Below are 15,216 nucleotides of genomic sequence, written 5' to 3'. Positions count from 1 at the left end.
TTTAATTTAATCAATTGTTATGAAAAGTCTGCGTGATTAATCTTAGCTGCCAAATCAGCTAAGCTGATTTTTTCGATTTTGGGTTGGCCGATAGCGGTTAGGTAAACGACATTCAAATAACCATGACGGTTTTTCTTGTCGTTTTTAATTTTGTCCATTAAACCATCATCAGTTAATATGGACGATGTCACGGGTAAGTCGACAGCTTCTAAGCGGTTTCGTAGCTTATCCAATACCTCATGGGTTTCGTCTTGATCAGCAAAGATTGTGCTAATCGCAATCAGCCCTAAGCTAACCGCCTCCCCATGGCGAAGGTCACCGTTTGCCAGTGACTCAACCCCATGACCGATTGTATGACCAAAATTCAATAGTTGCCGTTGGCCGCCCTCACGTTCATCCTGGCTAGTCACTTCAACCTTAAAGTTAAGCGCAAAATGAATTAACTTAGCCGCTTCTTGCAAAATGGTTGCCGGCGAATTAATTTGTAAAATCAGGGACCAAAAGTCGCCCCCAACTAAGGCTCCAGCCTTGACTATCTCACCATAACCCTCGACCAAGTCTCGCTGTGGTAACGTTTTTAGCATTTGCGGATCAATCAGAACCAAGTCTGGCTGGTAAAAAGTTCCCAGTAAATTTTTCACTTGAGCCACGTCGACTGCCGTCTTACCACCCACCGAACTATCTACCTGGGCGAGCAAGGAGGTCGGGACCTGAATAAAATCAATGCCCCGCATATAAACCGAGGCCAACAGACCGGTCAAATCGCCAACTACGCCTCCGCCGAGGGCTAACAGACTATCGGTCCGATTAAAGGACGCTGCTGCCAACTGTTGGGCCAATTTTTCTAACTGGGCTAATGACTTTGAATGTTCCCCATGAGGAACCACGGCAGTAACCACCGTAAAGCTGGCTTCCGTCAATGAATGTGTAACTTGGTCGAGGTACAGGGGACCAACATTGTCGTCCGTGATAATGGCGACTTTGCGCGGTGACCAGACTTGACGGACACGGTCGCCAAGTGTCTTTAGCAAGCCATTTTCAATTACGACATCGTAAGACTGATTTGGCATTTTTACCGGAATCATACTCATGGCTTTACCCCCGAATAATACTGTGAATGGCACGGGACTGGTTTGCCAGTTCTTCTAATTGCTTTGGCAACAATGCCTGAGGGCCATCGGAAAAAGCCTGATTTGGATGATCGTGAATTTCAATAATCAAGCCAGCTGCACCCGCTGCCACCCCGGCCAAGGCCTCAGGACCGACTAAGCTCTCGTAGCCAGCCGCATGGCTTGGGTCAACCATGACTGGGTATGGCGATAACGCCCGCAAGACGGGAACTGCGCCAACATCGAGCGTGTTGCGGGTGTATTTATTATCAAAAGTCCGGATGCCACGCTCAACCAAAATAATTTGCTGGTTGCCACCTGCTGCAATATATTCTGCAGCGTTTAAAATATCATCAATCGTGGCGGACATGCCGCGCTTCAACATCACGGGAATCTGTGTCTGACCGACCGCCTTTAGCAGTGAAAAGTTCTGCATATTACGTGCACCAATTTGGAAAATATCGGTATACTGGCCCACTAAGTCAACATGGCTTTCATCCATTACTTCAGTGACCACGTCCAAATCGAAAGCATCCGCTGCTTCGCGAAGGTATTTCAGCCCCTCTTCGCCAAGCCCCTGGAAAGAGTATGGTGACGTCCGTGGTTTAAAAGCGCCACCACGCAAAACAGTTGCCCCAGTCTTCTTAGCCGCCTCTGCCATTAAAAAGACGTGTTCCTTCGATTCAACTGAACAAGGTCCAGCCATTAACGTTAGACTCTGATGGTCAATTTGACTATGGGTTGTCTTGACGACAATGTCCTCGGGATGTAACGCCCGACTACTTTGGACAGCCTTTGGATGGTCGAGAATAATGTCTGTGACTGCTGCCCGTTCAGCCTCTGTTAAATCAGCGGTCGTTAAGCCCGTCAAAGCAATTCGTCTCCCATGAATAAAGACATCCGTTTTTTCAGCAAAACGCTCCTTTAAAGATTGAATCTTTGGGTCGGTACTTGATGCAAATTCGATAATCATCCTATTCTCCTTTAACCATACAAAAAGCCAATAAAAAAACTCTCGTGCTGGTCCCTTACCACCACGAGAGTTTGTACCGAATCCTGGTCTCGGTCCGCCATGGTAAGTAACCGTGTGCGTGACCGAGGAACATGTTGAAGCTATTGGCCACACAAAATGGAGTATCTGCTCCATTCTGTGCGAATCAAGCAGACGCTTTACCAATAGCTATAAAATCGAACCGTCGTCCGTGCTTTCAACATGTTTTTGTCCTCCGTAAATTAATTTATGCCTTTATTAAAGCACGGTATCAAATAAAAATCAAATCAATCCCTCATCTTTTTATCATTTTATACACATAAATTAGTAAATGTTCTTTTTCTGAGCATTAGCCCTGGTTGCTCACCGTGAAGACGATATGATTGACGGCCACTTGATTCATGAGTTGAACCCATGTATCGCATCACTTATTCAACTCGAGCAAAAAAGCTCCACCATTCACGGCGGAGCTACTCGATTATTGTTTTTGTGTCACTAAATCCAGCAAGCGCAAGACATCCGCTTGGTTCACCAGGCGATGTTCGGCCACGTTATAAAACATTGGTTGATAACGCGCAATTTGCTGTAAATCGTGTTGGTTCGTCGTGCTGTGCTGAACGTCACAGGCATCCTCAATTCCGGCTAACGCTGGAAAATCAGTCGCACTCATAATCGATCCCATCACGGTATCGGCTGATTCGTATTGCAAGGCCTCCAGATACTTTAAAACTTCCATTGAACCTCCTTCAGCCGTTATGCTTATTGAACGGGCTTATTCATATATTCTTCGACGTCATCCCAGTGAGAAACTTCGTCCTTCACTCCAGTGGTCTCGCTACCCTTGTGCCAGGCAAAGCTTGGGTACCAGATACTGTGCTTTTCTTGGTTAAGTGCCTTAATTTCAGCCACTTCATCGGGTGACAAAACAAAGTCATCAATTTGACTGTTGGCAATAATGCGCTCTTCGTGGGCTGACTTTGGAATCGTGATAGCCCCCATTTGGTAATCAAAACGCAAAATCACTTGAGCAACTGATTTATCATGGGCTTGCGCAATCTTTTCAACGGCTGGGTTTGAGAGTGCTTCGCCACCGCCCAATGGTCCCCAGGCTTCCATTGCCATCCCAATCCCGTTCATATAAGTGAAGAGTGATTCTTCTTGAACCAATGGATTAAATTCCATTTGGTTTACTTGTGGCATCACGGTACCAGCTTCCAGCAATTCCTGGATTTTTTCTTCGTTAAAGTTTGAAATTCCAATAGCACGAACTTTGCCTTCACGGTACAATTTTTCAACAGCGTGCCAAGTGTCGACATACTTGCCATCAACTGGCCAGTGAATCAACAATAAGTCCAAGTAAGTCAAACGCAATTGCTTCAATTGCTCCTCAAAGGCTTTCAAAGTTGTTTCATAACCTTGGTCACCGTTAAAAACCTTAGTCGTAATAAACAAGTCCTTCCGGTTCAAGCGGTTATCCTTCAAGGCCTGTTGAATTCCATAACCAACACCGGGCTGATTACCATACTGCTTAGCTGTATCAATCAATCGATAACCATTTTTAATGGCTACCTGGACGGAATCGGCGGCCTCCTTATTGGAAGACTTCCAAACGCCGAGACCGAAAACCGGCATTTCAACGCCGTTAGCGAGCTTCGTTGTTTCTTGCAAAATTGACTTTTCCATTGAACAAATCCCCTCTTTTTTACTTTTGTGACTACCTCTAGTGTAAATCAAAAGCCCCTCCAGTTTCAAACCAAAGTCAGTAATCATTACTTTATTATGCTCATATAGAATATTTTCAACCCAGTTTGGCTGTTATAATCAATGAAAAAGAAGCAGTTGCTTCAACAACTGCTTCTCTAGCAAGCCTGTAAACCGGTCGCTATCAATATTTGATTCATTTTATTTTTAATTTTCCCATGCTATAATAAAGGTATAAAAAGAAGCTGTTGCTTCAACAACCGCTTCCCTAGCAAACCCGTAAAACGGTAGCTACCTAATTTATTATTTGAAAAATAACTGTCAGGCTGCCTAAGCGAAGACAGTTATTTTTTATTGCTAATTTTTTCGATTAGCTCAATCACAATACTAATCAACTTTAGAATAAACAGTCCAAAGGCCAATAGTATCATGATGATGTCCGTAACGGGCATCTGGCCACTCCTTTCCAAGAATGTGCGTCTACAGTTATTTCACCATAAGCACCACCCCCTTTATCAGAGTAGCCACCATCTTCACTAGTTTGCTATACAAAATTATATCATAAACACTAATTTAAAGGCATTTATAGATTTTTTATTAAAAAATGTTCATTATTTTAATGGCCGAGTGTCCAACCACCATCAAGAGTCACAACCGTTCCATTCACGTAACTAGCTTGTGGGCTAGTTAAATATAAGGTCAAATCAGCGACTTCCTGTGGATTGGCCCAGCGTTGTGCCGGCGTCTGTTTGGCGACCTCTTGTGCCATCTTTCCCTCACCCGCAAAATCAGCTGCATTCATCGGCGTTTTAATCGCACCTGGGGCAATCGCGTTCGCCCTTATGCCATCTTTGGCATAATCAAAGGCCACCTGCTTCGTTAGACCAATCAGAGCATGTTTAGCCATAGTATAAGCCGCACCGCCACCACCAGCCTGCAGACCGGCAATGGATGCCATGTAAACCAGAGTACCATGTCCTTGTCGGATCATCTTTGGTAAGACGGCTTGTGTCAGGGCAATGGCCGGTTGCAGGTTGATTGACAAGACGCGATTAATGCTTGCTTGGTCCTGATTTAGTAGTGGCTGAAAGCCATCCAAAACCCCAGCAGTGTTCAAGAAGATATCAAAGGCTTCTGTTGCTGACCTGAACTGCTCTACCAGTGCATCAAGTTCCTCTTTTCGGCCCAAATCAGCCTGAATTTTAGTTAACCGAGCGTCCTCATAGTCAATTTCTTGCACATCAACCGCCACAACTTCGGCACCAGCAGCTAAATAGGTCTTCATTTGGCAAAAACCGATGCCAGAAGCGGCACCGGTTAATAATACTTTTTGATTGTGATAGTTTTGTTCAATCATTATTTTTTTAAATTAACGACCTTTGACAAGGCATAGATAACGATTCCACCAACGACCAAGGAAACCAACTCACCTGGCACTAATGAAACATAGTAAGAAAGCCAGTTAGCCAGCAATGAGGAAGATGAGTAGTCGGGAGCAAAGGCCCCGTGCGCGTGAATAGCAAAGGCAAAAGTAAATTCTGCTGCCAAAATCGCCATTCCAATCGTCAAAACAACCACCGTTGAGATGATAATCTTGATTAGTGGCTTTTCCACCTTACGAGTTAGCAGGTAAGTCAAACCAGTCATGATTACTGTACCCAATGTTCCAAAAACCCAGTCAATCCAGCCCAGGGGTGAAACCATATTGGCAATCAAGACCCCTAAGCCAAGGGCGACAACATAGCGCTTATTCCAAGCAGCTAGATGGTTCAGCCCTTCGGATAGACGCAATTGGACAGGACCAAAGCCAATGGGGGCCACTAACATCGTAATTGCCGCATAAAGGGCAGCCACGACGGCTGTTAACGTCAGGCCCAACGCCTTGGAAGTTGTTTTTTGGTTAAAATCGTTCATATTGTACTCCTAGTTTTGTTTAAGCGGGATGGTTGATGAACCGCTAATTGTTTAATTAGTGCCAACTTGCCAGCCGGTTAGCTGGTGCTTGACATGAAAAAGATTCGGTAAAATACCGAATCTAATAAAAAGTATTCTAACTGATTTATGGTAACTAAAAGCTTAGTTTTCGTCCATGAAATCCTTTAAGTGCTTTGACCGTGATGGGTGGCGCAACTTACGCAACGCCTTAGCTTCAATTTGACGAATTCGTTCACGGGTAACCCCGAAGACACGGCCAACTTCTTCCAAAGTACGTGTCCGACCGTCTTCCAAACCGAAACGCAAACGCAAAACATTTTCCTCACGGTCAGTTAACGTATCCAAGACAGACTCCAATTGATCACGAAGCATTTCATAAGCAGCAGAATCCGCTGGTGAAACGGCTTCGTTATCTTCGATGAAGTCACCCAAGTGCGAGTCGTCCTCTTCACCAATTGGCGTTTCCAATGAAACCGGTTCTTGAGCAATCTTCAAGATTTCGCGAATCTTGTCAGCAGTCAAGTCCATTTCGGCCCCAATTTCTTCAGGAAGTGGTTCACGACCCAAATCTTGTAGCAATTGACGTTGAATTCGAATTAACTTGTTAATGGTTTCAACCATGTGAACAGGCACACGGATTGTCCGGGCCTGATCGGCAATGGCACGTGTAATGGCCTGACGAATCCACCAGGTTGCATAAGTTGAAAACTTAAATCCCTTAGTGTAATCAAACTTGTCAACGGCCTTCATCAAGCCCATGTTACCTTCTTGGATCAAGTCCAAGAATTGCATACCACGACCGACATAACGCTTAGCGATTGAGACAACCAAACGCAAGTTCGCTTCTGCTAATTCTTGCTTTGCTTCTTCATCCCCAGCTTCGATTCGCTTAGACAATTCAATTTCTTCATCACCCTGCAAAAGGTTAACACGACCGATTTCCTTCAAATACATCCGGACAGGGTCGTTAATCTTAATGCCGGAAGTATCCTCAGCGTTATTCAATTCATCCTTCGATGGCTTGTTTTGCTTTGCCTGGAGAACTTCTGGTGCGGGTTCACCCTTTTCGTCAACAATGGCGATACCGGCATCTTCAACCTTTTCCATCAAACGTTCGATGTTTTCAGTATCCAGGTGGAAAGGTTCCGCAATCTTTTCAGACAATTCACGGTATTGAATTTGCTTAGCCGGCTTGTATTCCTTCAACAATTCACGAACAGCCTTATCATAGGCAGCCGACTTGATTGGGCCAGACTTCTTAGCCGGCTTTTTAACAGGTTGCTTGGCAATTTCAGCCGCCTCTTCGGGCGTCTTACCTTCAGCTAAGGCCAACAGTTCCGCTTTACGAGCCCGACCATGGTAAGCAATGTGTTGCTCATCAAGGTAAGCTTTAATTTCGGAAATTTTACTTGAACTTGAAATTTTTGCCATTATATCTCCTATTGCTGGGAATACTTTCTTCTTAGGTTAATTAACTCGGTCCCGAGTTGAATCAGGGCCATTTCATCATGCTGATTTTTAGCCAAGGCAATCTTCTTATTTAGAGCCTCAACTTGGCTTTCATAAGGAGCCTCTTTCATAATTACACGAATGTAGTCATTAACCGCATCCCGCTGAACTTCTAGTGTACCAAATTCTCGGTCGATTGCCATCATTTTTTGGTTTAAATCAGGCTTTTGAACAAAGTCCAAAAAGCCAGCTAAATCAAAACTTTGCTGTCCCTGTTTGGTATATGCTTCATAAAGCATCATTAACAGTTGGTATTCTGGATGGACAAAGGCAAAGTCGGGCAATCCCTTAACCATATTCATGGCTGCAGGTGACTTAATCATTGCCATTAAGAGCCCCTGCTCAGCTCGCTCAGTCCGTGTTAAACCGGCATTTAAATGTCCGGCTAACTCATCGGCAGAAGCCGTTGGACTAGTAGGTTCACCAAGAGCAGCTAATGATTCAAAGCCATCCGAATAATCCGGTTGCCATGAGTCATCCGACCAGCCATTCTGGTCGGTCTGGACCTTTCGCCACTGCTTCTTTGATGGCGCCTTTTGAACCACCTGTGCCGGTCGATTAGCAAGAAACTCCTGAAACTCTCGCTGGAGAGCCGTAAAGTCAGACCCATATTCTTCACTAAACTGCCGCAAAAAATAATCCTGCTCAACCGGACTTGCCACAGCCAAAATCGGCCATGCTTCCTTTAAAAAGTCGAGGTACTGGGCCTGATTTTCCAGATTTTTACCGTTTTTAGCCGCTTGAATCAAAAATTCAGTCGGTGTCAAAACGCCGTGGTCAAGGTCTTGCTTTAAAACCTCTAACCCCTGTTCACGCCGGACCTCATCAGGATCACGACCATCTGGTAAGGAAACAACCCCAATTTCAACTTGGGGGGCAACCTGACGAATTAACGGTATCGAACGCTTAGCTGCTTTTTGCCCAGCCGCATCGCCATCATAGACCAAGAGGATTTTATCTGTGATTTTACTTAAATCAGTCACATGATGTTCAGTCAAGGCCGTCCCCATTGTGGCAACGGCACCGGTCGCTCCTGCTATAGCGGCCGAAATCACATCCATAAAACCTTCAAAAATCATGGCCGGTTGACCAGCCCGAATAGCCGGTTTTGCCTGATCAAAGTTATACAGCAAGTTTCCCTTATTAAAGAAAGGCGACTCTGGTGAGTTCATATATTTAGCTGGATTGTTTGGATCAAGCGAGCGACCAGAAAAGCCCCGAACCTGACCCCTGACATCTTTAATTGGCCAGACAATTCGGTTGTTAAAGCGGTCACGGCTAATTTCACCATCCTGGTCAATAAATAATTGACTTTCTAGGAGGAGCTTGTCAGCCAAATTGTGCTCCCTGGCATAAGCCAATAACACATTGTTCGATGGAACAAACCCCAAGCCATAACGTTTGATGGTCTCGTCATCGAGCTTACGGTCATCATGCAGGTAGGCCAAAGCTTGTTCACCCGCTGTTGTATTCAACAAAATATGCGTATACAACCGCTCAGCATTTTGATATAAATCAAAAATCGCGGCAAATTGTTCCTGTCGCGCCGAAGGCCGCCCCTGGTACTTATCTAAACCAGATAAGTTGAGATTCTTAGCCAGGGATAGGACAGCTTCCGGATAGGTATAACCTTCTTTTTCCATTAAAAACGAAAAAACGGTCCCCGAGCGCCCACAGGAGAAACAATGAAAAACCTGCTTTTTATCATCAACAAAGAGTGAAGGACGGCGATCCTCATGAAATGGGCAAGACCCGTTCCATTCGCGACCGCGCTTCACTAACTGGGTATAATTTTGAATCACATCGACGATGTTGGTTTGCGACCGAACTTCATCGACTACACTTTGTGGAATCCGTTCTGCCATAAGCCTCCTTCAAACTGGTAACTACGCCAGTCCGCACTTCTACCCAATACAATGTTGTCTACTATTATAGGAAGATTTTGAGTATTTGTCAAAGTTTTTTGTTCACAAAAAGACCGGTTTAGCTACCGGCCTTCCTATCTATGACACATGGTTTACTTTATCACTTCAGCGTTTAATTTTCTTCATTAAATCAGTGCTTACGATTAAAAATTTTCATACTTGCAAAACCAGCACCAATTAAGGCTAATAAATCTAAGAAAACTAATCGGAAAGTCTGCTGTTTGCCGGTTGCGGGCAAAACTGACTGAGGCCTTGTTGTTGTAGATGAGCCCGATTGCGAAGTTTGCGCAGTAGTCGTTGATGCGCTTGTTTGCTGACTTGGCTGCACTGTTTGTGAGATCGCATTCGACAAATCATTAACCTGATTTTTTTGAGTTGTCACAGCAGAAATCGCTATGCTAGCGCCAGTAGTGACTGATTCAGACGAAACTGCCGCAATTATTGTTCCAGAATTTGATTGATTATTATCCAATTGAGTTGCAGTCATTGACGCCGCTGTGGCTGTTGATGCATTATTGAGCGACGTTGTATTCCCAGCATTCGGTTTGTTGACCGATCCAGTAATTTCCCCTTGCTGAACATCATCAGCGCTTGCACGGTTGGCTATCATAACTGGTACCATAAACGTTATCGTGCCAAAGACTACCGTTTCGATCAGTAACAACCGCCAACTATTTTTACTAAAAAGCCCTCTAGTATCTAAACCCGAAGACATTTTCAACGAGATAAATTGATCAAACAACAACATAATAGAAAGAAATATGGTCGTTTCAATCAGGCTAATTTCTGAACTCATTACCTTTTCCCTATTTTATGGCAATCGAGACTGATTTATCTTAGCTAAGTATTCCCTCCTTTTGTTATACAATCTAGTCTGATCACAACAAAAAAACCGTCTGCACATTACGTGAAGACGGTTAACAAAGCGTTTTTGCAAATTAATGCAAAACCGTAATCAAGAGGCCACCTAAGATCAAGATGATAGCACCACCGATTCGGTTACCCATTTGAGCAAAGGCAATCAAGCCCATCCGGTCAGAAGCTGACAACACAGCAACGTTTCCAGTTCCACCCATTGAGTTGTTAATCATACCGGCTGAAATCGCTGATTCAACTGGGTACAAGCCGAAGAGCTTACCCAAAAGACCACCTGCAATTCCAATCGTCACGACTGAAACTAAAGCACAAACAACCAACTGCCATGACAAAGTGGCAAGTAACTTGTTCATATCGACCAAAGCTAATCCGATACCAGCCAACAAAGCTTGTGTTGTTGTAGAAACGATCAGATTTCCAAACATCACGGCTGAATCTTCGTAGAACTTAGGAACTAAGTTCAAAGCCTTGGCTACAATAACTGCTAAGATCAAAAATGCGAAAGCGTTGATACTTGGTACCAAAGCGTGCAACAAAGTACCAACCATGTAGAATGACAAAGCCACCATCATTCCGACTAACATCTGTGAGTAGTTGAGGGCTGGGGCATCATCTTTCTTGTCGGTGGCCATGTCATCTGCTGATTTCAACAATTGACCTTGACCATTCATCTTTGACTTGGCAGTAAACTTAACCAACAATGATGAACCAATAATGGCCATCAAGTTTGCCAAAACAACAGCTGGGAACAATTGGTTCAAGATTGTACCGGCTGAAACATGAAGGGCTGACCCATAAATGTTTGACAATGGCACAATACCGGCTCCAATTCCACCGGCCATCATTGGGAAGGCAACGTACAATGCAGTGTGATTGAAGCCAAGGCCGAGCAACTGCCCAACAAAGCTAACCACAAAGAATGAAATAATCATTGCCCCAAAAGCTACTGGTAAGAAACGCACAGCTGATTTCAACAATAACTTACGGTCCATCTTCAAAATGGCTGATGTAATCAAAGCCACGATGTAGAACTCCAAGAAGTTGACATCAGAAACAAAGGTATGAATACTTGTTACGGCTTCCTTAGGCACAATCCCTGTACCGGCTAAAATCGAACCGGCAACAACGGCGAAGGCTGACCCTCCACCAAGGTATGAGCGCATGATTGGCAGGTTGTTTCCAACGTAGAAGAAAACGCCACCAAGCATAACTAAGGCAAACATCGCACCAGCGATGTTATTTGGCAACAAACGTAGGCTCAAGACAGCCACCAATAAAATGGCCATCAGGATAAAGGCAACACCGCCCATACCCGCTACTTGAAACTTGCTTTCGATTTTTGAAAAGATTCCGGTGCCTTGCGACGCCTGTGATTCTTTAGACATTATAATCTCCTTTAGCAAAGCAACTTTTTAATAATACCACTCTTTAATTCAGATTTAAATAAAAAATGCAAGTTTTTTTGACAAAAAAAGCAAACACAGTGTTTGCTTAGATTTATTGTAAATTATCAGGCGAAAACTGTGACAAAGAAGCCAGCAATCACCAGAACGATGGCACCACCGATTCGGTTTCCCATCTGCGCAAAAGCAATTAAGTTCATCCGGTTAGCGGCCGAGAGGACTGCTACGTTTCCGGTTCCACCCATCGAATTATTAACCAAACCAGCAGTGACAGCCGACTCGACTGGGTAGAGGCCAAAAACTTTGCCCAAATAACCTGCCACCAAGGCAATCGTCACGACCGAAACAATTACACAGATAGCTAACTGCCAAGTCACTGTCTCTAGTAAGGCCGACAAATCAAGCAAAGCCAAACCAACCCCAGCTAATAGAGCCTTAGTCATCGTTTGCACAATCAATTGACCAAAAAGGACGGCGGACTGTTCATAGTAAGTCGGTACCAAGTTACTGGCCTTAGCAGCAATTGCCACCAAAATCAGAAAGGCAAAAGCATTAACGCTTGGCAACAAGTGATGAAGCATCAAGCCAATCAAGTAGAAAGCCATGGCGACCATCATCCCTACTAATAACCGCTCAAATTCAATTTTAACGGGCTGTGCCTTAGTTGCCTTCATCTCACCAGTTGTCTTCAATAAATCCCCATGGCCGTTCCAGGCGGATTGCTCAGTATTTTTAACCAAGAGTCCCGCACCGATAATCGCGAGTAGATTGGATAACACAAGGGCTGGGAACAGCTGCGACAAGATTGGCCCTGCCGGCACCCCAAGAGCAGAACCATAGATAGTTGATAGTGGCACAATGCCGGCGCCTACGCCACCAGCCATAACTGGAAAGGAGATGTAGAGTGACGTATGCACGAAGCCCAATCCTAACAACTGCCCCACCAAGCCAACAACGAAAAAATTAGCAACCATGGTCAAGAAAGCAACTGGTAAAAACCGTACCGCTGATTTTAATAACAATTGTCGGTCCATCTTTAAGATGGCCGAAATAATCAACGACACAATATAAAATTCCAAAAATTAGAGGTTGAAATAAAATTGCGCACCGTGCCAATCGCACCACTTGGTACCAGGCCTAGTCCAGCAATAATGGCTGCGCCCACTGTAGCAAAAACCGATCCACCGCCCAAATAAGACTTAAAAATTGGCAAATGGCTACCAAGATAATACAGTGCCCCACCGAAAATAACGAGTGTAAACAACGCTCCACCCATGTTATCGGGTAAGATATCCATCCAGAGGACCACAAACAACAAAAGGGTCATCAAAAGGAAGGCCGTTCCCCCTAAACCAACAATTTTCAGCTTGGCTTCGAAATTCGAAAAGAAGCTGATAGCACCTGACGGTTGTCTATCTTTCTTCATCTACATTCTCCTGCATCAATTATATTTGTTATCGTATCTATGGTCATCTTATCACAAATTTTATAAAATTAATCGATAAATTCAAAAAATACTCGATTAAATTCTTCTGGAATTTCTAAATGAGGCAAATGACCAGCATTTTGTATAACTTTTAAAGAAGAACCTTGGTTCAATAAATTTTCAAACTCATGGTAATAGCCGATTCTGCATAATGGTGAAGCGCCGCCGGCAACAAACAGCGTTTTCAACGTACAATCTGCTAGATTCTGGCGCCAATCCTCCAGTAAGTGATTTTGCATCAACGGATAAACTAAATCAAAATCGAATGGATTTTTGACCTTATCTTCCTTTAGCAATTCTTTGAATTCCGGCGCGACCGGTACGGCAGTCAAACGTTGCTTAATAAAGGTTTTTGACACAGTGCCAAACGTCGACCAAGTGAGGTTGCGGATGCCAGCCGTCCAGTTCCCTTCGTTTAAGAGCTTGGGGCTTTCGTCAACGATAACCAATTGTTTCAATTTCTCTTGGCTAAATAACGACAAGTAAGCCCAAATAACCGACCCGCCCATCGAATGGCCAACAAGGGTAATTTCGTCAATTTTCAGTAATTCAAAGAGTTCATGTAAATCAGCCGCCAGGCGGGAAACCCGCAAGTTCTTAGTTGTCCGTTCCGACTGTCCGTGTGCACGCCAATCCATCGTCACGACCCGGTAACCGCGTGCCTCTAGTCCTGGAATTTGGTAAAACCATTCAGCTTGGATGCCAGAAAATCCCGACAGTAGAACCGCCACGGGACCCTCCCCCGCTCGATCTGTATAGTTAATTCGAACACCATCACTCGTTGTAAAAAAAGCCATCCCCATGTCCCTCTTCTTTTTTGATTATGATAACAAACCTGATAAGCGACCGATAAAAATAGTCAAAATCAGGTAATCCGCCGCCCCACCAATACTCAAATTTTGCTCAATCATGGTTTGATTCAACGTCGTTAAGTATTTTTGACCAGTTACTGTCTCAGCGCCGCCAAGGTCGAAAAATTCATCCACCCAGTCTTGCATTTGCTGAACAATTGCCGGCGTTTTCGCGCGTTTAATTAGCGTTGAATCTTGAATCGCCCCAGCTAGTGCCATCAAGGTATCCAAAAGGCGGTTTGTCACGGATCCTGGCCGGTCACGGAATGTTGGCAGGCCAACCTGCGCTAATGCTGGTAGACCAGCGGCAACCTCACCCCGAACACCTGTCAACTGGTAGGTCCGGTACTGGTAATGGCCAGCAGTTTCTTCTTGCTGGTCAATGCAAGTTGGACTCACCAAGTCATCATCTAAGACATTCGCACTGATTTTTTGGACGAAATTTAAGACCTCTCGAAGAGTTGTCGACCGTTTATCCTGAGTTGCCAGGCCATAGGCGGCAATTAGAATTCCTAACGTAAAAATGGCGCCCTTGTGCGTATTCACCCCATCTGTCGCCAGATACATAGCCTGCTCCGCCTTGATTCCCTCTGGGCGCAAGGCTGCTAGCAAGCCCGTTGCATCCGCTTGACTAAAGCCTTGTCCCAATTCAAAAGCTTTCTCAAAGTATGGTCTTAGTGCTACGGCTGAATCAAGAAAGGTCATTACCGTCATATCGCGGTGGGCACCTGCCGAAATTGGGTCAACCAAGCCCGGCTTTGGCGCTAAAGCCACTTCCTGCAAGCAAGCGGCAACGGCCGCATCCACAACGAAATCTCGCGACCAAGCTGGCAGGGTTAAATCAGTCACGAAATAATCTCTGTACAACTGGTTACTGGCCGCCTGAACAGCAGAAAGCAAATGGCGTCCCTCCTTAGCGCAGATCTTCGCATCCTCATCACAAACCAGGCAGCGACGAGGAGGCAAACCTAGGTCTCGACGTGACAGCTGATAGCCCGTCGCCGAATCAGCCATCACATCACAATCAAACAAACGCCCCAAAGCAAAGTCTTCCTCGAAGCGCAACAACTCCTGCTTCCACTTTTTCAGCTGACCGTCCAGAACCAAAAAGGCCTCAGGTCCGGTGATCCGTTGTTTATCAACATGAACCTTTTTGATAGCGGTACTGTCACTAACAGCAGCCTGCTTAATCACTTGCCAGCCAGCCATAAAAACCTGCCGAATCTTTAGGCTATTTTTAATTGGACCCGCAATATTCAACTTCACCGCCACCACGACCTGGTCAGGAAAATCAGCTTCCAATTGTTGCTGGACAGCTGACCGCCACTCGCGATTAGTTAAAACTTGGTCTAAGGTCACCGCCTGACCACCGGCAAACAATTCAAGCATCTTCTTTCCTTCCAAACTGATTTCTATTGTCTATTCTAACA

The 15,216-nt window shown here is 44.8% G+C and carries 13 protein-coding genes and 1 pseudogene; all 14 read right to left on the bottom strand.

Annotation, left to right across the window (positions count from 1 at the left end):
- Window positions 1-17: 17 nt before the first annotated feature.
- On the bottom strand, window positions 18-1,091 hold the full coding sequence (gene aroB / locus AABI20_RS02975) for a 3-dehydroquinate synthase (RefSeq protein ID WP_288846344.1): 1,074 nt from the start codon (window positions 1,089-1,091) through the stop codon (window positions 18-20).
- Between the two features lie 4 nt (window positions 1,092-1,095).
- Window positions 1,096-2,082, bottom strand: a complete 987-nt coding sequence (aroF, locus tag AABI20_RS02970) for a 3-deoxy-7-phosphoheptulonate synthase (protein ID WP_338346728.1) — start codon at window positions 2,080-2,082, stop codon at window positions 1,096-1,098.
- Between the two features lie 496 nt (window positions 2,083-2,578).
- Window positions 2,579-2,836 (bottom strand): hypothetical protein, encoded by a 258-nt coding sequence (locus tag AABI20_RS02965; protein WP_047974969.1) that lies wholly within the window; start codon window positions 2,834-2,836, stop codon window positions 2,579-2,581.
- Between the two features lie 23 nt (window positions 2,837-2,859).
- Complete coding sequence (locus AABI20_RS02960; protein ID WP_047974970.1) at window positions 2,860-3,783, bottom strand: aldo/keto reductase; 924 nt, start codon at window positions 3,781-3,783, stop codon at window positions 2,860-2,862.
- A gap of 362 nt (window positions 3,784-4,145) precedes the next feature.
- The gene (locus tag AABI20_RS02955) at window positions 4,146-4,253 is read right to left on the bottom strand and encodes a putative holin-like toxin (protein WP_369795906.1); all 108 of its coding nucleotides are present in this window, start codon (window positions 4,251-4,253) and stop codon (window positions 4,146-4,148) included.
- A 164-nt stretch (window positions 4,254-4,417) separates the two neighbouring features.
- The gene (locus AABI20_RS02950) at window positions 4,418-5,158 is read right to left on the bottom strand and encodes a 3-oxoacyl-ACP reductase (protein WP_047974971.1); all 741 of its coding nucleotides are present in this window, start codon (window positions 5,156-5,158) and stop codon (window positions 4,418-4,420) included.
- Entirely contained in the window at window positions 5,158-5,715 is a 558-nt protein-coding gene (locus tag AABI20_RS02945) for a QueT transporter family protein (protein WP_047974972.1), read from the bottom strand. The genes AABI20_RS02950 and AABI20_RS02945 overlap by 1 nt, the downstream gene beginning before the upstream one ends.
- 162 nt (window positions 5,716-5,877) lie before the next feature.
- Complete coding sequence (rpoD, locus tag AABI20_RS02940; RefSeq protein ID WP_338346727.1) at window positions 5,878-7,167, bottom strand: RNA polymerase sigma factor RpoD; 1,290 nt, start codon at window positions 7,165-7,167, stop codon at window positions 5,878-5,880.
- 8 nt (window positions 7,168-7,175) lie between these two features.
- Window positions 7,176-9,110, bottom strand: a complete 1,935-nt coding sequence (gene dnaG / locus AABI20_RS02935) for a DNA primase (RefSeq protein WP_338346726.1) — start codon at window positions 9,108-9,110, stop codon at window positions 7,176-7,178.
- Between the two features lie 190 nt (window positions 9,111-9,300).
- A complete protein-coding gene (locus AABI20_RS02930) occupies window positions 9,301-9,966 on the bottom strand; it encodes a hypothetical protein (protein ID WP_338346725.1) in 666 nt (221 codons plus the stop codon).
- Window positions 9,967-10,108: 142 nt separating this feature from the next.
- Complete coding sequence (locus tag AABI20_RS02925; RefSeq protein WP_338346724.1) at window positions 10,109-11,431, bottom strand: 2-hydroxycarboxylate transporter family protein; 1,323 nt, start codon at window positions 11,429-11,431, stop codon at window positions 10,109-10,111.
- Between the two features lie 125 nt (window positions 11,432-11,556).
- Window positions 11,557-12,746 (bottom strand): annotated as a pseudogene (locus AABI20_RS02920) (2-hydroxycarboxylate transporter family protein).
- Window positions 12,747-12,943: 197 nt separating this feature from the next.
- Entirely contained in the window at window positions 12,944-13,732 is a 789-nt protein-coding gene (locus tag AABI20_RS02915; protein ID WP_338346723.1) for an alpha/beta fold hydrolase, read from the bottom strand.
- A 24-nt stretch (window positions 13,733-13,756) separates the two neighbouring features.
- Window positions 13,757-15,175, bottom strand: coding sequence for a triphosphoribosyl-dephospho-CoA synthase CitG (citG, locus tag AABI20_RS02910; RefSeq protein WP_338346721.1), 1,419 nt, complete (start codon window positions 15,173-15,175; stop codon window positions 13,757-13,759).
- Window positions 15,176-15,216 lie beyond the last annotated feature (41 nt).

This window comes from Fructobacillus cardui (assembly GCF_963580785.1).
Lineage (GTDB): Bacteria > Bacillota > Bacilli > Lactobacillales > Lactobacillaceae > Fructobacillus > Fructobacillus cardui.
Note: the sequence above shows the minus strand (reverse complement) of the source record. Positions and strands in the feature narration are given on the sequence as shown.